Genomic DNA, 17,366 nt, shown 5'->3' on the forward strand with positions numbered 1-17,366 from the left:
TTCGCAGGCTGACATCCTCGTTCCGATCGGGGGTTTTGCGTATGGCATTCTTGTACACACGTATCGCGACCGGGGCTGCGCTGACCCTGGCCGCCCTTGTGCTTCCGCACCAGCGCGCCGCTGGCCAAACGCCCATGACGGGCGTTCAGCAGGCACGGGTCGACAGCCTTCGACGTCCGTACACCGTGGCGGACATCGAATTCATGGCTGGGATGATCGGGCACCACTCCCAGGCCGTGAAAATGGCCGGGTGGGCCGAATCGCATGGCGCCAGCAAGTCGCTGCAGATCTTCTGCGGGCGAATCGCAATGGCGCAGACGGCAGAAATCGGGATCATGAGCGACTGGCTGAAAGATCGAAACCAGGTCGTTCCCGAGCCCGATCCGCGCGGCATGAAGATGAACATGAACGGCATGACGCACTACATGATGATGCCGGGCATGCTCACCGAGGAGCAGATGTCGCAGCTCGACAAGGCGCGTGGCGTCGAGTTCGATCGCCTGTTCCTCACGTTCATGATCCAGCACCACCGTGGCGCGATCAGCATGGTCGATTCGCTGTTCAACACTCCGGCGGCTGGTCAGGACGAACTCATTTTCAAGTTTGCGAATGACGTGCAGGCTGATCAAACGACCGAGATCGAGCGCATGCAGTTGATGTTGGACGCGCTTCCGGCCGCAAAGACCGAGCAGGACTGAGTTCTACTTCATCTCGTTGGCGTAGTGCGTTGTTCCTCCACCCGTGTGGCGTCCCACGCCACACACTCTCTCACCGGAATTACCTATGGTACCGGTTTCGAAGCATCACCGTGATCGCACGTCGTTGACGACGTCGCTCGTCGCGGCCGGTTTGGTCCTCACGTCGGTCATTGGCGCGGCGTGCGCAGGTTCGTCGTCCATGGGCTCGACGTCCGCCAGCCCGCAGCAGCAGGGTTCGCCCGACATGTCCGCCCCGCTCATCACCGCGCCGCAGCCCGACGCACGCGTCGGCCTCAAGGCGGGACTTCAGGACGCCGGTTCGGCGATCTGGAATATGCGGATGGTGTCGCACGTGCAGTCGCCCGCCGGTTTTGCCGGGATCACGAACTCCGACCTCGGCTTCAGCGGCACGAACGTCATCCAGGGCAACTACAACGGCTTCCAGATTTGGGATATCTCGAATCCCACGGCACCCCGCCTTCGCGTTGGCAAGCTGTGCCCGGCGTCGCAGAGCGACGTGTCGGTCTATAAGAACTTGCTCTTCGTGTCGGCCGAAGCGCCCACGTCGCGTCTCGACTGCGGCGCGCAGGCGCCTACGGCGCCGGTGAGCAAAGACCGCATCCGCGGTCTGCGCATCTTCGACATCACGGACATCGACAATCCGAAGTACCTCGCGAACGTTCAGACCTGCCGTGGTTCGCACACGCACACGGTCGTCGACGATCCGAAGGACAAGGACAACGTCTACGTCTACATCTCAGGCACGTCGGGCATTCGTCCGTCCGAGGAGTTGGCGCGTTGCAACGACAACCCCTGGGACCCGAATAACTCGAACTTCCGCATCGAAGTCATCAAGATCCCGCTCGCGCATCCGGAGCAGGCTGCCGTCGTGAGCTCGCCGGCGATCTTCGCCGATCCGACGTCGGGCAACCTGAACGGACTGTTGTCGCCGCAGGGTCACGGTGCGTCGCCGGCTGATGCCGAAGCGAATGCCGCGCGTGCAAAGTTTGACGCAGCGCGCGCCGCGCTCCCCACGCCGGTGACGGCGGCCGACTCTGCCAAGTGCGCGGCGTCGATCGACGCGCTCGAGAAGCAGTACGGTATTGCCGGCGGCGGCCGTGGCGGCCGTGGTGCGGGCGCACCGAGCTGCGGCGCAGCCGCCGTGGCGAACGGTGGTCGTGGCGGTCGCGGTGGCGGACGCGGTGGCAACGCTGCGCCGGTGACGAAGGAAGATTCGGCGCGCGTGAACTTCCAGAACGCGGTCACGGCACTCGGCCCGTTGACGTCGACGTCGAAGGCTGACTCGGCGACGTATCGCTCGAAGGTCGACGGTCTCGCCAAGCAGTATGGCGTCGCCTCGCCGTTCGCGCCGCGCGCGCTGACGCAGTGCCACGACATCACGGTGTATCCGGCGGTTGGTCTCGCCGGCGGCGCGTGCGCCGGCATGGGCCTGTTGCTCGACATTCGCGATACGCCGAACCCGAAGCGTCTCACGCAGGTCGCCGACTCCAACTTCTCGTTCTGGCACTCGGCCACGTTCAGCAATGACGGGTCGATGGTGCTGTTCAGCGACGAGTGGGGCGGTGGTGGTGCGGCGTACTGCCGTAAGGATGACCCGAAGAACTGGGGCGCCGACGCGATCTTCAAGATTGTGAACGGCAAGATGATCTTCCAGAGCTACTACAAGCTCCCGGCGCCGCAGACGGCGCTCGAGAACTGCGTTGCTCACAACGGTTCGCTGATCCCGATTCCGGGCCGCACGATCATGGTGCAGGCGTGGTATCAGGGTGGCGCGTCGATCTTCGAGTGGACCGATCCGGCACACCCGCACGAGATCGGGTACTTCGACCGTGGCCCGAACGACGGCACGCGTGCGATGGGCGGCGGTTTCTGGTCGATCTACTGGTACAACGGCCAGATCATCGGTTCGGAAATGCAGCGCGGTCTCGACATCTTCGAGCTGACGCCGAGCGGCGCGATCTCGCAGAACGAGATCGATGCGGCGAAGTCGATCCATATGGATTTCCTCAACGTCCAGGATCAGCCGAAGTTCGTCTGGCCGGCGACGTTCGCGCTGTCGCGTTCGTACACCGACCAGCTCGAGCGTTGGAAGGGTCTGTCGCCCGACAAGGTTGCGACGGTCCGCACGGCGCTGACGGCTGCTGAAGCGATGAGTGGTTCGGCGCGTCGCGATGCGTTGAATGCGCTCGCGGGTCAGGTTGGCGGCTACACGAACGGATCGTCCGATCCGCAGCGTGTGCAGTGGCTGCAGACGTCGCTCAAGGATCTGGCGAACGTCAGCCGGTAACGCAGTCGCAGGGTAGCAACAAATGAAACGGCGCCAGTCGAGAGACTGGCGCCGTTTTTCGTAGATGAAGCTCGCGAGTGATCGTCCCACGATGATTTTGGCGAAGATGCTGCTCGTCGATATCGGTTTTTGTGCGTTGTGTTTACCACGAAGATCACGAAGAACACGAAGAGTTTCTTCGTGCCCTTCGTGACCTTCGTGGTAAACGGACTATGGCTGGACCGTTACGGCCATTGCTCCCTTCACATTGGGATCGGCGACCAATAAGGCGATGATAGTCGCGGTCCCTTGTTTGCGCGCGCGAATCAGTCCACTCGTGTCAACGGTGGCGACGATCGTGTCGCTCGAGCTCCACCGGTAGCGGTCAGTCGGACTAGCCGAACACGCCGGAAGACCGACCGTCGCGCGAAGTGAATCTCCCGGATGCAACGTGGCCGATGCGGGCGACACCGCGGGTCCCACTGTGATGCAGTCTGCCGACGGACCGACGGGGGCCACGCCAGCGGACTCGTTCGAACTACACGCGACGACTGTTGCTGCGAGAATGACAAAGCACAATTTCATAGGCCACTTGAGTTGAAGGTTGTATCACGGTGTTGCGTGAACGACCGTCGCCTCTTTGATCATCAGCATGCGACTGTCGCCGCCGCAACGACTACGGCAAACACAGAAATACTTCTCATATGTTGGAACCTATAGAAGTACTTTCTTCAGCGCGATGGGTCATCCTCGACAGGATAGCCGCCTCCTCTCTGGCCCGCGAGGACGAGATCGACATGCGACTGCATCTCCGGGTACACGTCGGTCCGCGCTCCGAGGTCGAGCAACTCACGCGCGATTGCCGCGTAGTCGACGCCGTCCACCGGGTCGTTCAGCGCGAACCACACCGTGCCATCGAGCACTGTGCCGCCATAACTGTTCAGCGTCTCGAGCGAGGCGCCGCATTTCAATAAGAGTCGTACGAGATGCATTCGCCCAAGCGCGGCGGCGAAGTGCAGCGCGCTCGCGTCGTCGTCGCGTCCTGAAGCATCCACGCCCTTCTTCAGCAACAGCTCGACGACATCATCGCGACCAAACGTCGTGGCCCACGTCAGTGCGTAGCCGAGGTGTTGGGCAGGATCGTTGGACAGCTTCGGCCATGGGCCACTTGGCGGCGCAACAGGAGCACGCACGCGCCCTTCGTCGTCCACCATGCGATCGACGAGATCCGCACGACCTAAAGCGGACGCGGCAATGACATTGTCGACTCGCGCGCCGCGTCGCGCCAACGCTTCCGCTGCTTTCGGATAGTGAAAGCGAAAGGCCGTCATCATCGGCGAGCCGTCGTCCGCGACCCCATTCGGATTCGCGCCGAAGTCGAGCAAAATGTCGACGAGTCCGACCTGTACACCCGCTTTATGCGGGTGGGCACTCGAGACGAGCATCTGCATCGTCGTCACGCGATGACCGTACATGTCGGCGAGCGCATCGACCTCCGCGCCTGCTTCGAGCAGCACACGCGCGATCTCTACCGCATTCTTCGGGGTTCTCTGTCGGAAGCCCTCATGGCCGTTGGCGGCGATATAGTGCAACAGTGTCGCGTGATGCTCGCGCGCTGACCTTGCGTGAATCAGCGACGGATTGTCGCGAAGGAGCTCGGTGAGAGTCGTGGCGTCGCCACTTGCAATCGCGTCGGCGGCAATCTCGAATTGTGACACGGGCGAGCTGTCCTCCTGTCGCGCGTCGACGTGCGCGACGAACTTAGGCCAGCTATCGAAGCCGTGAAGGCGCGCGAGGAATAGCTGTGCATCGGACAGCGTCGTCGCTTCGGTCAGCTTTGCTGCGGAGACATCGCGAAGGATGTTGTAGGCGCGCCGGTCGAGTTGATCGGCAGTGACCGGCGTTCCGTGAAGACGAGCCATTCGGCTCATCCATGCTTCAGCCCATTCGCGCGTTGCGTCCTGGTCGCCGGTATGGCGAGCCTTGACGAGATCCTTCGCGAGCGTCCGATACTGATCGATGTTCGGACGAGGGGCGAGCGGCAGTGCATCGGTGGTGCGGACACGCAGCATACGAGACTCCTTTCGCAGGAAATGCCTGGAGTCCGCACTCGTCAGGCTGAAAGAAGAATCGTCGTTATATGGTGCTGTCCTTCCAGGTGGGCACGGCCCTTTCCGCGGACTGGATGCGCCCTGAGCGCTTGACGCAGCTTACGCTGACCGTCCGCTCGAGGCAAGCGTGCTCCGCTACTCGTTCATCGCGTTACGAACGTCCGCACCGCTGCCGATAGCGCCGAGCGGTTTGCTGCCTCCATGAACACGGAGTGTCCGGCGGGGAACGCCGCTCCCGTCACTCGACTGTTGACGACGCCGGCTTGATCGAGCGCGTATCGTGCCGCGTACAACGGCGTCGTGATGTCGAAATAGCCGCCTGTCCAGAAGAGACGAAGTTTCGGATCGCGTCGCATCGCATCGCCGAGCGATGGGTTCACGTCGGTTCTACCCTCGTGATTCCACGCTGAGTTCACGTCGAGGTTGAGTGCGTTGTACACCTCGGTCGTCGCGAACCCGAGGTCGTGCTTGAAGTACAGATCGACGGGCGAGCCAGCAACCGATGTCTGTGGCAGCGCCGGTCCCGTTCCCGGCGGAGCTTCCGGATCGTAGTTCATGCCAGGATCGTCATAGGGCGGCCGTCGCTTTGGCGCATCGAGCCGCACCGTCGCCCGACTGTCGAGCTGTCCCGTGCGCAGCGCGCGATCCTTCAAGAGGTTCAACATGAACGTGTCCTTCGACACGCGAAGGTCATTCGCTTCGATCAGCTGCGGCGACAGTCCGATCAACGACGACATCTTCTGCGCGATGCGCGCATGCTCGGCCGCGGGAAGACTCCCTCCACGAATGAGGGCCGAGACATACTCGGTGCGCGCGAATTCCACGGCTTGGTCGTAGACCTGTTGCACCGTCCGTCCGTTGCGCGGAATTCGCTCGAAGAACCACGCGGTCGTAGCGAATGCCGGGAGGCTGGCGACGTATGGCATCTCCTCACCAGACAGATCACCGACGATCGCGAAGAGCAGCACTCCGTAGAAGTGCAGTGAACCGGGATTCTTGAGAATGAGCGTCGCGCGCGTGGTGCCGTAGCTCTCGCCGCACAGATACTTGGGCGACGACGAACGGCCATTCTGCGCAATCCATTCTTCGATCACCGATCGCACCGACGCGGCATCGCTGGTTCGCGACCAGAAACGATGACCATCCACTCCGGGTAACGGGCGACTGAATCCCGTGCCAACCGGATCGATGAATACGAGGTCGACCACGTCGAGCGGACTATCCGGGTTGTTCACCATCGACTGCGCACCGGCGGCGCCAACGCGACGCACCGGCCCGAACGCACTGAGATGCAACGGCGTCGACGACGCGCCAGGGCCGCCGTTGAACAGGAACATCACGGGGCGTGCCGCACGATTCGCGACGTTGTCGCGTGTGTACGTCGTCGTCACGAGTGACGCGAGCGGCTTACCCGTCGAGTCCTTGAGAAAATGCTCGGCGACCGTCGCGGTGTACGCGACGTCCTGATTGTTGAAACGCCCCGAGTGATGCGTGACGGCGACCAGTGGTGCACGTGGCTTCGGTGCCTGAGCCTGCGAGTACGCAGGCATCGACAGCGCCATCGCGGCGCCGATCATCATCCGGGACGCACGGATCACGCGAGCGCCTCGAGCAGGCGATCGACGTCGTGAATGTCGTTGTACACCGATGGCGACAGCCGAATCCAACGCGACGCCACACGCGCGTTGACCTTCGCGGCGTCGAGCTTCTTCTGTACAGCCGCGCCATCCTTCATTGCGAAGGTAATGATCGGCGACGTGCTCTCGGGCGGCGTGACTGGCGTGAAGCCGAGTCGCGGCATCTCGTCGCGTAGCTTCTTGAGCAACGGCTGACGGTGTGCCTGGATGTTCTCGACGCCGAGGCTCTGGATGTAACCGAGCGACGCGCCGACGGCTGCCTTCACACTGCCACCGATGCTGCCAACCTCGAACATTCCCGTGGCGTCGTTGCTGAGCGTCCATGACACAGGATGCGTGTCGGCCTCCGGATCGAACGGCGGAACGTGCTCGTTCATGTCCGACGTGGAGTGATAGCCCCACTGTGAGCGCTTTACCTGTTCGAGCGCGCCTTCTCGCGCGTATAAAAAGCCGAGCCCGAAATCGCCCATCAGCCATTTGAAGCTCGAGCAGGCGGCAAAGTCGAGCCCCGTCGCGCGCACATCGATCGGAACGGCACCCGCGCCTTGAATGATGTCGGCGTAGACGAGTGCACCGTGCGCATGCGCGAGATCGCACACAGCCTTGAGATCGTGCTGAAAGCCGTTGTACATCGCAACGAGCGATACCTCGATCAACTTCGTCTTCTTGTCGACGAGCTTCTCCACGTCGCGAATGTCGATGCGGTAGTCGCGTTGCTTGGCAATGCGCAGATCGAGACCCTGCTTCTGCAATTCGAGCAGATGCACGAGCGCGCCGTCGAAGTGAAGCGCGTCGGTCACGACGTTGCCATCGAAGCGTGTGACGCCAAGTCCATTCAACACGAGGTTCTCGCCCGTGCTCGTGTTCGGGACATAGCTGATCTCCGACGGGTTGGCGTTGATCAGCTTTGCAAACAGCACCTTCGGATCGGGTTGCGCTGTGCTCGCAATCGGCGAGAGTGTGGCACGCGCATCAGCGGCACGTCGCGCAGCGTCGGCCGCCACGCGCGGCATTGGATGCGTGTATGCGCCGTTGATGTACGTGTAACCATCGGCGATGCTGAAGTCGGCTTTGCGCGGAAACTCGGGCGCAGACGGTAGGACTAGCGGCGACGCATCGGTGCGGAGCGCTCGCGGCACCTGCGCGCCGAGCTTGTTCAGCGCCGCCATGGCCGCCGCGCTGCCGACACCCGTGATCAGGTCTCGTCGATTGATCATCATGATCCTCCAGTCAAAGAGCGGCGCACACTTTAGCGCCGCTGCCATTCACCATACTCGGCAGCGCGCATCGGGAATAGAGTCTACGCGGACCCACTCAAATCCGTCGACCGACGGACCGCCCGTCCGTGGCGTCAATTCTGTGACGCGACGCACGAAACACGGCCCGAACGCATCAGACGCAGGCACGATGGTCGCGCCGCGAAGGATCACGCTGTCGAAGTCGCGGCGCGCCGTCGACCCGATTTCCCGCGTTACGGCGGCGATCCATGCGTCATGATCGAAGCGCTCGCCACGTGCGCGCTTCCGGAAGACGTCAAACATCAATGAGTCGAGATTCCGTCGCCCGTGCGACGCCGCGCGGATCTTGGAGTCGAGATCGGCGAAGTACAAGCTGCCACGCACGTACGGAATATGCCGCACGTTCTCGTCGTTGAAGCCGATCTTCACGATGGAGTCGGCGGACAAATTGCGCGCGACGTTGGTATAGTATTCACGAAAGTCGGTGTTCACCTGCCGACCGTACGAACTCACCGAATCAAAGCCGCCGCGCATTGGCAGCAATCGCGTGTAGTAGGTGTTCAGTCCCTCGGTGAACCAGCTCGTCACCCCGAGCGGGCCCTGAATGTCGCCCACCCACATATGTCCCATCTCGTGCGTCATCGTCTCACGGGGCGACATTGCCGCGCCAGCGTTCGTTCCGGCCGGCGATGCAACGAGCATGAAGGAGTTGGCGAGCGCCGTCGCCCCGCGCGAGTTCGGAAGTACGCGAATGAACACACGATACGGCGGCGGCGGATTCAGATACCGGTACGCCTTGCCGAGATACGCGTACATGCGCGACGCCCATTCCATCTCGGCCGGTGCATCGAACGCGGGCGTTCCTAGCCACACTGCGCTGAATCCCTTGGCGCTGCCGGTTCCACGGAATGCGCCGAGTGGGCCGGCCATGATCCATGTTTGCATCACCTCGTCGGGCGCGCCGCTGAGATCGAAGTCGCCTTCACCGAACGTCGTCGCTGCGATCGAACCGGGTGACAGATCGCTCAGGTCCCAGTGCACGCGTGTGTGCACAGAGTCGGGGCTATCGGGGAGGACGAGAAACCCGGAGCCGGCGCCACTCACGCCGCCGGCCGCAGCTCGAATGCCGAACGGAGGTCCGCCGCCAGGCGGCGGTTGAACGAGCGAGCGATAGGCAATGGTCATCGTCCCGCGAACCGGGCGCTCGGCCTTCCAGTGTCGGTAGTTGGGAAAGCCGCCGGGATGCGCGGGCTCGTTCTCGACGCTGAGCGCGACGTCGCCAACTGAATCTTTCACGACGAGTCGCTCGACACGATCGGCAATGCCGCGAACGCCGGCGTACGTAATTGGTGCTCGTAGCGAAAACGCATTCCGATTTGCCGGCGACGCGAGCGTTTCACGTACTTCGATCGCCGCGACCTCTGATGTGCCGTCGCGAACGGGACGCCACGACATCACGAGCTCCGGGAGCGGCGGTGCCGACGTCGCCACAACCTCCCCTCGACGAACGAAGGGGGGAGTGAGCAGTAGCAGCGTCGCCGCGGTCAGAGCTCGATTCGGCATTCGGCAATGTCGTAGACCCGATTATTCTGCAGCAACCTCATCCAAGACGGAATCGTGAACGACCGATCCAAGGTCATTTTGCTGCATTTTTCTCGACGTATTGCGCTGGCTGCGGCTATGGCCTGTGCCGTGAGCCACGTTGCTTGGGGACAAAAGCCCGGTTGGCACGCAGTAGCCGAAGCGAATGCCAGCACCCTGTTCGGGGCGACATCTCAGACCTTGACGGGACTCGCCGGAAGCGTCTCGCACACCGGCGAGGACTTCACCGCCGACGCGAGCCTCAAGTTCCGCTACGGCGAGTCGGAGGACGCGCAGAAGGTGAAGTTCGTCAACGCGCGGGGCTGGGAAGTGACGACATCGGTCGACGTCGCCCCAAAAAGCCGAGTGAGCCCGTTCGTGTTCGCGAGCACGGAGTCGAGCCTCGAAAAGAAGATCGACAATCGCAGCGCCGGCGGCGCCGGCGTGAAGTGGTTGTTCGCGAAAACGAACACGGGCGCCGCGAGCGTGAGTGTTGCGGTCCTTGGCGAACACACGACACCGCTCGGCGACAGCGCATCTTCCACGAGCCTGGCGCGATTGTCGTGGCGCGTGAAGGTCACGCAGAAGGTCGACGATCGGCTGTCACTGTCGCACGTGACGTTCTACGCGCCAGTCGTGAACGCCATGGATCGATACACGATTACGTCGACGTCCGTTGGCGCGTTCAATTTCACGAAAGCCGTGGCGCTCACGCTGACCTTCACCGACAACTTCGACACCGAGGCTCGTTCCCGCGGCGCCGCAAGCAACAATGACGGATCATTGTTGCTTGGGATTCGCGGCGCGTGGTAAAGGCGAGGCGGGGCTCAGCAGTGTACGCGCGGATTCCAGGTCGCGAATAGCCCCTTCGGATTCGTCCGGTGCGTCCAGACGTGCAACGCCCACACGCCAAACACGTCGTTCACAGCGAACTTCTGTCCGAACAGTTCCGGGGCCGGGGACGTTTTTGGGACCGCCGAAAACGGCACGAGGAATTCAACGCCGACGAGGCTCATCTCACCATTCGTTCCCGGCTCGTAGATCAGTACCTCGGGTTGCAGTCCGTCGACCTTTGCGTCGAATAGCTGCGTGTTGCCGAAGTGAATGCCCATCGCACCGTCGTCACCGTTCGACATGCAGTCGGTGATCGCCGTGTTGTACCCGGCGGTCTTGGCGAGTGCCAAGCTCGAGTAAGCGGCCATTGAAGTGCGCAACGCTTCCACCTGTGGTGGCAGCGCGGGCTCGGTCGTTTCACTGCCACCGCCACAACCCGCTGCAACGACCAACGAAAATGTCGATGCAAACAGGACACGTCGCATACCGATAGTCATACTCATGATCCTCATTGTTGTCTGACTGCCAAGTGCTCGGCTCACGACGCGAATTGGTGTGATGCGAACGCGAACCAAGCGAGTGTGCGCATGATTGTCCTCACTCATCGCCTCATTCTCGTTTTTCTATCGCCATCGTCATCGCCACCATCGTTACGCCACGTGAATCGTCTCACATTGTTCGGAGGAGCAGTCCTCGAATCGGAGCACCAGCCGATCACCGGTCGCGCGGCGCAGCGACATCGCATCGCGCTGCTCGCTCTCCTGGCTACCAGTCGCCGCCCGCATCACAGTCGCGATCAACTCATCACGGTGCTGTGGCCGAATGCCGACGCTGAGCGCGGTCGCCGGCTATTGTCGGATTCGGTGTACCGCATCAATCAGGCGTTGAGCGGCGATGCGATCGTCGCCGTTGGCGACGACCTGCATCTCAATCGCGACTTCGTCGGTAGCGATGTTGCCGATTTCGAATCGGCGATGAACTCGCTCGATTGGCGCGCGGCCGCAACGCACTACGCCGGCGTATTTCTCGACGGCTTCTATCTTCCCGACGCACCTGAGTTCGATCAATGGATGGAGATCGAGCGTTCGCGTCTGACTCGGGCCGTCTCCAAGGCGATCGAGCAGCTCGCCATCGAAGCGCGAGCACTCGGACGTGTCGCCGAGGCGCTCGATTGCTGGCAACGTCTCGCGGCGCTCCTGCCAGAGGACTCGCGTATCGCCATGGAGTTGATGCGCGCGCACGCGGCGTCTGGTAACCGCGCCGGCGCGCTACGTCACGCACGCGTTCACGCCGCGTTGCTTCGAGATACACTCGGCCTCGAGCCCGACCCGGCGGTTGAACAACTCGCCGAGCAGCTAGCGCCACCGTCAGCCGAGCCGTCGAGTCGCCGACCTTCGTACGTCAGCACGATCGAGCAGACTGACAACCATGGTTTCGCGCAGCATCCGCCACGACTCCGTCGCCGCGTTAGCCGATGGTATTTCCGCAGAGTTGGTGGCCGTTTAGGAACGCGATCATTTCTTGCGCGGCCTTTGCTTCGCTGACACGCTACGAATGATGAGCTTTCGTGCGACTGCATCGGGAAACACGCTCTTGGAGCGCGCGGTTGCGGCGACGAAGAGGGCCTCGACATCTGGACGATCGACAGTCTGTGGTCCGTCGACGGCAATCGTTCGCGTCTGATTGCCGGCTCCCCTCAAGATCTTCGTGGGGTCGGGAAGCTTGGCGCCGTGCATGAAGCAGATGCTCACTCCATTGCTGCCTGCGACAAGGGAGAGGATGGCCTCGGATGGTCGCTCGGTGGGTCCGAAGCCGATGACGAAAAAGTTATAGTTGTCATACGCGAGCTCCGTGGCAGTCGGAAACCGACTACGGAGCTTCTTGCGTACCGAGCGTATGAGCTTCTGGTGCGCCGGCGAAAACTTGTCGATGAAACGCTTCAGCCGTGCCTCAGCGTCTCGTTGCGACTCCGGTGCCGTGCGCGCCACCGTCATCGGTTGTATTCCGATAGCAGGTGAAACTGTCGCTCGGTCAACTGAAAGTGGCGTGGCATGCGAATCAGCTCGACGTGAATGGAGTCGCCGCGAATTGCCGTGTGAAAGCGAATCGTGTTCGTATCGGGACGGTCGTATCGCATCGTGAACAGGAACGTGCTGTCACGTGGAATCGTGGAGGTCTTCCATACCGCGACCGTATGCGCGACGGAGTCAGGCTTGTAGCGGAAGTAGCCGCGGTGATACCGCTGCCAGAAGACTGGGTCGGTGGTGTTCACGCTGCCGGCGCCGCGATTGTCGAAGATCACGTCCTTCCAGCGCAGCGAGTCGGTGTTCGATACGGGAATCGTGTCGTGGTTGACGACGTACCGTCGGACGTCGTAGATGCCAGCCTTGAACGGGCCGGAGTCCACTGAGCGATTGCCGTCTTGATATCGAGTCCAGCCGCTCTGAAGCGGAAGGAGCAAGAACTGATAGACGAGCAGCGCTTTCACCAAAATGCTTCCGCGGCGCTGCCAGGTCGTCGTGAAGTTCGGTTCGTACGCCGTCGTTGCGGCGGCGCCCTGGTTCAAGACGAGGAAGCCGAGCAGCCGTTTGGAGTCGAGCGCGAGTAGAAAGAGGCATGACAGCAGTAAGTGCGACGCGTAGATCTTGACCGGCACGTCGTACGCGAGATTGATCATCACGACGTTCATGAACGCGCCAGTCGCAGCGAACAGCCCTGCTGTCACCGTGCGCCGGTACAAGAGCAGGAGCCCCGCCACCGTTTCCATGGCGCCGGAGAAAATCTGGTAAGGCGCCGAGTAGCCGATGAACAGCCACGAGAAACGCATCGGGAGCAGGTCGCCGAGCGGCGTCGCGAGTTGGCTGAGTTGGGGAAACGGCATCTGCAGCATGAACAGCTTGATGATCCCGTAGCTCAACGCGGCGGCGGCGATGTAGTAGCGGACGATCATGCGAAGCCAAAAGCCCATGCGCGCGTAGTTGGTGCGCTTCCGGTCGATCACGCTCCAGACGACACATCCGATCGTCGCGAGGCTCAGGTACAACCAGATCTGGGCCCACGCGTATGACGTGTCGCCGCTTCCGTTCATCGGAACGAGCGTCTCGCGCACGTGGAAGTAGCGCGCGTTGCCGGCGTTCACCGCCCATGCGACGGTCTGGTTGTAGTAGCTGAAGATGAACGACACGCCCGGGATGATCCGAAACCAGTTCCAGGGCGCGACTTGAAGGACGAAGTAGATGAAGCAGAAGCGAAACAGCACCCGTTGCCAGAGCGGCCAGACCGGGATTGGGGCTGAAACGGCGGCCGGGGGCGGGGTGAAGTGCGTGAGGGGCGGTGCTTCGCGCTGCGTAACCGTCGATACGCTTTCCACTAGAGTCTCCAACGAGGGTGGGGCGGCGGGGCGGAGCGCCCCAAAAAGGGCGACGGGGGTCCGAGTTCGCAATTGGCCCGATGGACCGGTACCGAGAGTGCGCGACCGGGCGATAGTGGGCAAGTGATAAGACGAATTTCTCCGAAGGGTGACGTGTCATGCATCTCCCCGATGGTCTATATGAGTACTCTAATAATCGCGATATAGTCCGTGCGCGGAACAAATCCCTTACACGTTCTGGACTGCCTCGCCGAGACAGGCTCGAGCGTAATCGTGCAGCCGTCAGCGCGCTGTAAAGCGCGACACAAAGTTCCCGAACGTATTTGCGTGGTCGACCGCTGCGGTGTACAATCGACCCCGTAATCAATTGTCTTCGGTTCGAGGCGCACCGATTCCTCAGCCTCCCGACCGATTGGTAGTTCATCTTCGACTTTGTCGTAGTCAGCGCGTCCGTCGTCGAACGCGCTATCGCGTCACGCACACGCCGTCGATCCGCTGCACAATCCACATTGGGAGGAGGACTATGAGAAACGTTGGATGGACTCGCGCGACATGGCATACCGCTGCGGCACTCGCGGTCGTGCTATTCGCGCCCCAACGACTGCATGCCCAAGAGGGCGCCGTCGCCGGAACCGCAGTGGTCTCTGGCTCGCAGCGCGCGCTGTCGGGCGTGCAGATCTCGGTTAGTGGTCAAGCCGGCCGCGGCGCAGTTACCGATGCCTCCGGGCGCTTCCGCATCACCGGCGTCACCGGATCGCAGGTCGTGCTGCAGGCCCGATCCCTCGGCTATCGACCCGACTCAGTGTCGGTGCGTGTCGGTGCGACCGATGTGCGCATCGTGATGACGGAGCGCGCGCTCGAGCTCAACGAAATGGTCGTCACCGGCACTGCCGGCGGCGAACAGAAACGCGCACTCGGTACGTCGATTTCATCTGTCGACGTCTCCGACGTCACCGCAAAAACCTCAGTGCCGAGCGTCGACGCACTGCTCAATGGCCGAACGCCAGGCGTCGTCGTCCTTCCCGGAACGGGACAGGTTGGCGCCGGCTCGCAGATCCGCATTCGCGGCATCAGCAGCTTCTCGCTGTCGAGCAATCCGCTCATCTACGTCGACGGTGTGCGCGTCGACAATCAGACGGGCACCGGCATCAACGTGCAGGCGTTCAGTTCGGGTGTCATCTCGCGCTTGAACGACTTCTCGCCCGAGGAAATCGAGAATATCGAAGTCCTCAAGGGTCCCGCGGCGGCCACGCTCTATGGAACGGAAGCGGCGCGCGGCGTCATCAACATCCTCACGAAGAAGGGCGCGGCGGGAACCACCAAGTATTCCTTCACCGTGAAGGGCGGTTCGAACTGGTTCCAGGACGCGGCCGGTCGCATCCCGACCAACTACTGTAACTCGTTCACGAACTCCTCGTGTAAGCTCAGCGCGGGTGACACGTCGCTCTACAGCGTCAACGTCTATCAGACGGAGAACGCGCGCGGCACGCCGCTCTTCCGCGATGGCGGCATCCAGAACTACGCAGCGAACGTCAGCGGCGGCTCGCCACTGTTCCGATTCTTCGCGTCAGGTGAATGGAGCGGAAACCAGGGCGTGGACTACGCGAACGAGCGCATTCAGCAGTCGGCGCGAACGAACCTCTCGGTAACACCGAGCGAAAAGTTCGAGCTCGAGTCGAGCGTGGGCTACATCAAGAGCAAGACGAGCTTGAGCTGCGAAGCGGGCTGCGGTGGTACGCTCTGGGGCTCGCTCTATTCGAATCCTGTAAACACGTCCAAGTTCTGCGTCGGCAGCAGCGATCCGGCCTGCGGCTGGGGACGCGGCTTCAACAGCTCGCCGCCGGAGTCTGATCGCGCAGAGCAGTTCTGGCAGAACCTCAATCGCTTCACCGGCAGCGTGACGCTCCGGTTCAATCCCACGAGCTGGTTCACCAACCGCCTCGCGGTGGGTACGGACTACACGCTCGAGGACGACGTCGACTACCTGCCGTACATCACGAACGACACGATTGCGTACTTCTGGGGCTCGAGCTTTGACGGCTTCCGCTACCAGAACCATCACCAGGCGTTCTACAACACTTACGACTACACGGGCGCGATCAATCTGAATCTTCGCCCGACGCTGACGTCCAAGACCGCCGGCGGCATTCAGTACTACACGAACTACAACACGTACTTCTCGGCCGAGGGCGACCACTTCCCGGCACCGGGTCTGGAAACGATCACCGCCGCCGGCACAAAGATTCCTGCGAGCTCCGACGCGCAACGCAACAACACGCTCGGCTTCTATCTCCAGCAGGAGTTCGGCTGGCGCGAGCAGTTGTTCGTCACCGCGGCAGCACGCGTCGACAACAACAGCGCGTTCGGTAAAGACATCAAGTGGGTGACGTACCCCAAGGCCAGTATGTCGTGGGTTGCGAGCGAGAACCAGACGGTGAAGGCGCACCTGCCGTCGTTCATCGACAACCTGCGCCTTCGCGGCGCGTACGGCGGCTCGGGTCAGCAGCCAGCCTACAACACGGCACTTCGCACGCTGCGTCCGGTCGCGGGACCGAATAGCCAGTCGACGCTCACCCCGAGCACGTTCGGCAACCTGAACCTCAAGCCAGAGCGAGTGTTCGGCACGGAGCTCGGCTTCGAAGCGGGCACGTTCAGCGATCGCATCGGCTTCGACTTCACCTACTACAACGACGTTTCCAAGGACGCGATTCTCTCGCGCGGTGTGGCACCGGGCACGGGCTTCGGCGCGAGCACGCAGTTCTTCAACGCCGGTGAAATTCAGAAGTCTGGTATCGAGCTTGGAATCAAGGCGCAGGTCATCCAGCGCCGCGCCTACGGTTGGGAGTCGGCGTTCAACGTGTCGACGAACAACGGCAAGATCAAACGGCTCAACGGCAAGGACACGACGATCGACAACGGTTCGTACTCGCACCGCGTGGGTTACGCACCGTACTCCTGGTTCTCGTATCGCGTGCTGAGCGCGACGTATGATCCGACGCAGCGCAAGGCGATCAACCCGATCTGTGACGACGGCAAGGGTGGCTCGATGCCGTGCTACAACGCGGCCGGTGTGGTCCAGGCGCCCAAGGTCTACCTCGGTCGCGGCATTCCGCCGGTCGAAGGCTCGTGGACGAACACGATTCGCTTCTTCACGAACCTGCGGCTGTATGTCATGACCGACTACGCCACGGACTTCGCGCGTCTCGACAACAACCTTCGCATCCGCTGCCAGATCTTCTACACGTGCCTCGAGTACGTGCAGCCGGCGAAGACGGACCCGCGTCTGCTCGTGCAGATGCAGAGCAACGGTACGCTGCGTGACTTCGTGATCAACAACGCTTCGTATATGAAGCTCCGCGAACTGTCGCTGTCGTACGACGTACCGGAACGGCTGTCGTCGCGCTTCGGCGCACATGGCGTTGCGCTCACGGCGTCCGGCCGCAATCTGCACACGTGGTCGCAATACACGGGTCTTGATCCGGAAATGATGTTCGTCTCTGGTTCGAACCCCGGCGCAAACTTCGGTGTCGACCAGGCCGAGTATCCGCCGCTCACGTCGTTCGTGTTCACGGTCCGCGTCAACTACTAACTCCCGTCGAAGCCGCATGCT

13 protein-coding genes are annotated in these 17,366 nt (G+C 62.1%); 5 read left to right on the plus strand and 8 right to left on the minus strand.

Annotated elements, in window-relative coordinates; translation table 11 throughout:
* The first annotated feature begins 50 nt into the window (after positions 1-50).
* Positions 51-698: a DUF305 domain-containing protein gene (locus AC6H4Z_RS06055; RefSeq protein WP_497545842.1), complete on the plus strand. Its 648-nt coding sequence runs from the start codon at positions 51-53 to the stop codon at positions 696-698.
* An 85-nt stretch (positions 699-783) separates the two neighbouring features.
* Positions 784-3,006, plus strand: coding sequence for an LVIVD repeat-containing protein (locus AC6H4Z_RS06060; RefSeq protein ID WP_497545843.1), 2,223 nt, complete (start codon positions 784-786; stop codon positions 3,004-3,006).
* Between the two features lie 210 nt (positions 3,007-3,216).
* Here the strand turns inward: AC6H4Z_RS06060 and AC6H4Z_RS06065 are convergent, their stop codons facing one another.
* From AC6H4Z_RS06065 to AC6H4Z_RS06085, 5 genes are all read right to left on the minus strand, one after another.
* Positions 3,217-3,570 (minus strand): Ig-like domain-containing protein, encoded by a 354-nt coding sequence (locus tag AC6H4Z_RS06065; protein ID WP_497545844.1) that lies wholly within the window; start codon positions 3,568-3,570, stop codon positions 3,217-3,219.
* A 146-nt stretch (positions 3,571-3,716) separates the two neighbouring features.
* Complete coding sequence (locus AC6H4Z_RS06070) at positions 3,717-5,057, minus strand: ankyrin repeat domain-containing protein (RefSeq protein WP_497545845.1); 1,341 nt, start codon at positions 5,055-5,057, stop codon at positions 3,717-3,719.
* Positions 5,058-5,239: 182 nt separating this feature from the next.
* Positions 5,240-6,694, minus strand: coding sequence for a S10 family peptidase (locus AC6H4Z_RS06075; RefSeq protein WP_497545846.1), 1,455 nt, complete (start codon positions 6,692-6,694; stop codon positions 5,240-5,242).
* Entirely contained in the window at positions 6,691-7,950 is a 1,260-nt protein-coding gene (locus AC6H4Z_RS06080; protein ID WP_497545848.1) for an aminotransferase class V-fold PLP-dependent enzyme, read from the minus strand. The genes AC6H4Z_RS06075 and AC6H4Z_RS06080 overlap by 4 nt, the downstream gene beginning before the upstream one ends.
* A gap of 48 nt (positions 7,951-7,998) precedes the next feature.
* Positions 7,999-9,534: a hypothetical protein gene (locus AC6H4Z_RS06085; RefSeq protein ID WP_497545849.1), complete on the minus strand. Its 1,536-nt coding sequence runs from the start codon at positions 9,532-9,534 to the stop codon at positions 7,999-8,001.
* 54 nt (positions 9,535-9,588) lie between these two features.
* Between AC6H4Z_RS06085 and AC6H4Z_RS06090 the strand changes: the two genes are divergently transcribed.
* Entirely contained in the window at positions 9,589-10,365 is a 777-nt protein-coding gene (locus AC6H4Z_RS06090; RefSeq protein WP_497545850.1) for a DUF481 domain-containing protein, read from the plus strand.
* A gap of 14 nt (positions 10,366-10,379) precedes the next feature.
* Here AC6H4Z_RS06090 and AC6H4Z_RS06095 read toward each other — a convergent pair whose 3' ends face one another.
* A complete protein-coding gene (locus AC6H4Z_RS06095) occupies positions 10,380-10,889 on the minus strand; it encodes a hypothetical protein (protein WP_497545851.1) in 510 nt (169 codons plus the stop codon).
* A gap of 156 nt (positions 10,890-11,045) precedes the next feature.
* Between AC6H4Z_RS06095 and AC6H4Z_RS06100 the strand changes: the two genes are divergently transcribed.
* Positions 11,046-11,930: an AfsR/SARP family transcriptional regulator gene (locus tag AC6H4Z_RS06100; protein ID WP_497545852.1), complete on the plus strand. Its 885-nt coding sequence runs from the start codon at positions 11,046-11,048 to the stop codon at positions 11,928-11,930.
* Here the strand turns inward: AC6H4Z_RS06100 and AC6H4Z_RS06105 are convergent.
* Together AC6H4Z_RS06105 and AC6H4Z_RS06110 are read right to left on the minus strand one after the other, a co-directional pair.
* Positions 11,901-12,380 (minus strand): hypothetical protein, encoded by a 480-nt coding sequence (locus AC6H4Z_RS06105; RefSeq protein WP_497545853.1) that lies wholly within the window; start codon positions 12,378-12,380, stop codon positions 11,901-11,903. The genes AC6H4Z_RS06100 and AC6H4Z_RS06105 overlap by 30 nt on opposite strands.
* Positions 12,377-13,756, minus strand: a complete 1,380-nt coding sequence (locus AC6H4Z_RS06110) for a hypothetical protein (RefSeq protein ID WP_497545854.1) — start codon at positions 13,754-13,756, stop codon at positions 12,377-12,379. Before AC6H4Z_RS06110 ends, AC6H4Z_RS06105 begins: the two co-directional genes overlap by 4 nt.
* Before the next feature lie 523 nt (positions 13,757-14,279).
* Between AC6H4Z_RS06110 and AC6H4Z_RS06115 the strand changes: the two genes are divergently transcribed.
* Positions 14,280-17,345, plus strand: a complete 3,066-nt coding sequence (locus AC6H4Z_RS06115; RefSeq protein ID WP_497545855.1) for a SusC/RagA family TonB-linked outer membrane protein — start codon at positions 14,280-14,282, stop codon at positions 17,343-17,345.
* Positions 17,346-17,366: the final 21 nt, after the last annotated feature.

It is taken from the genome of Leucogemmata humicola, from assembly GCF_055379415.1.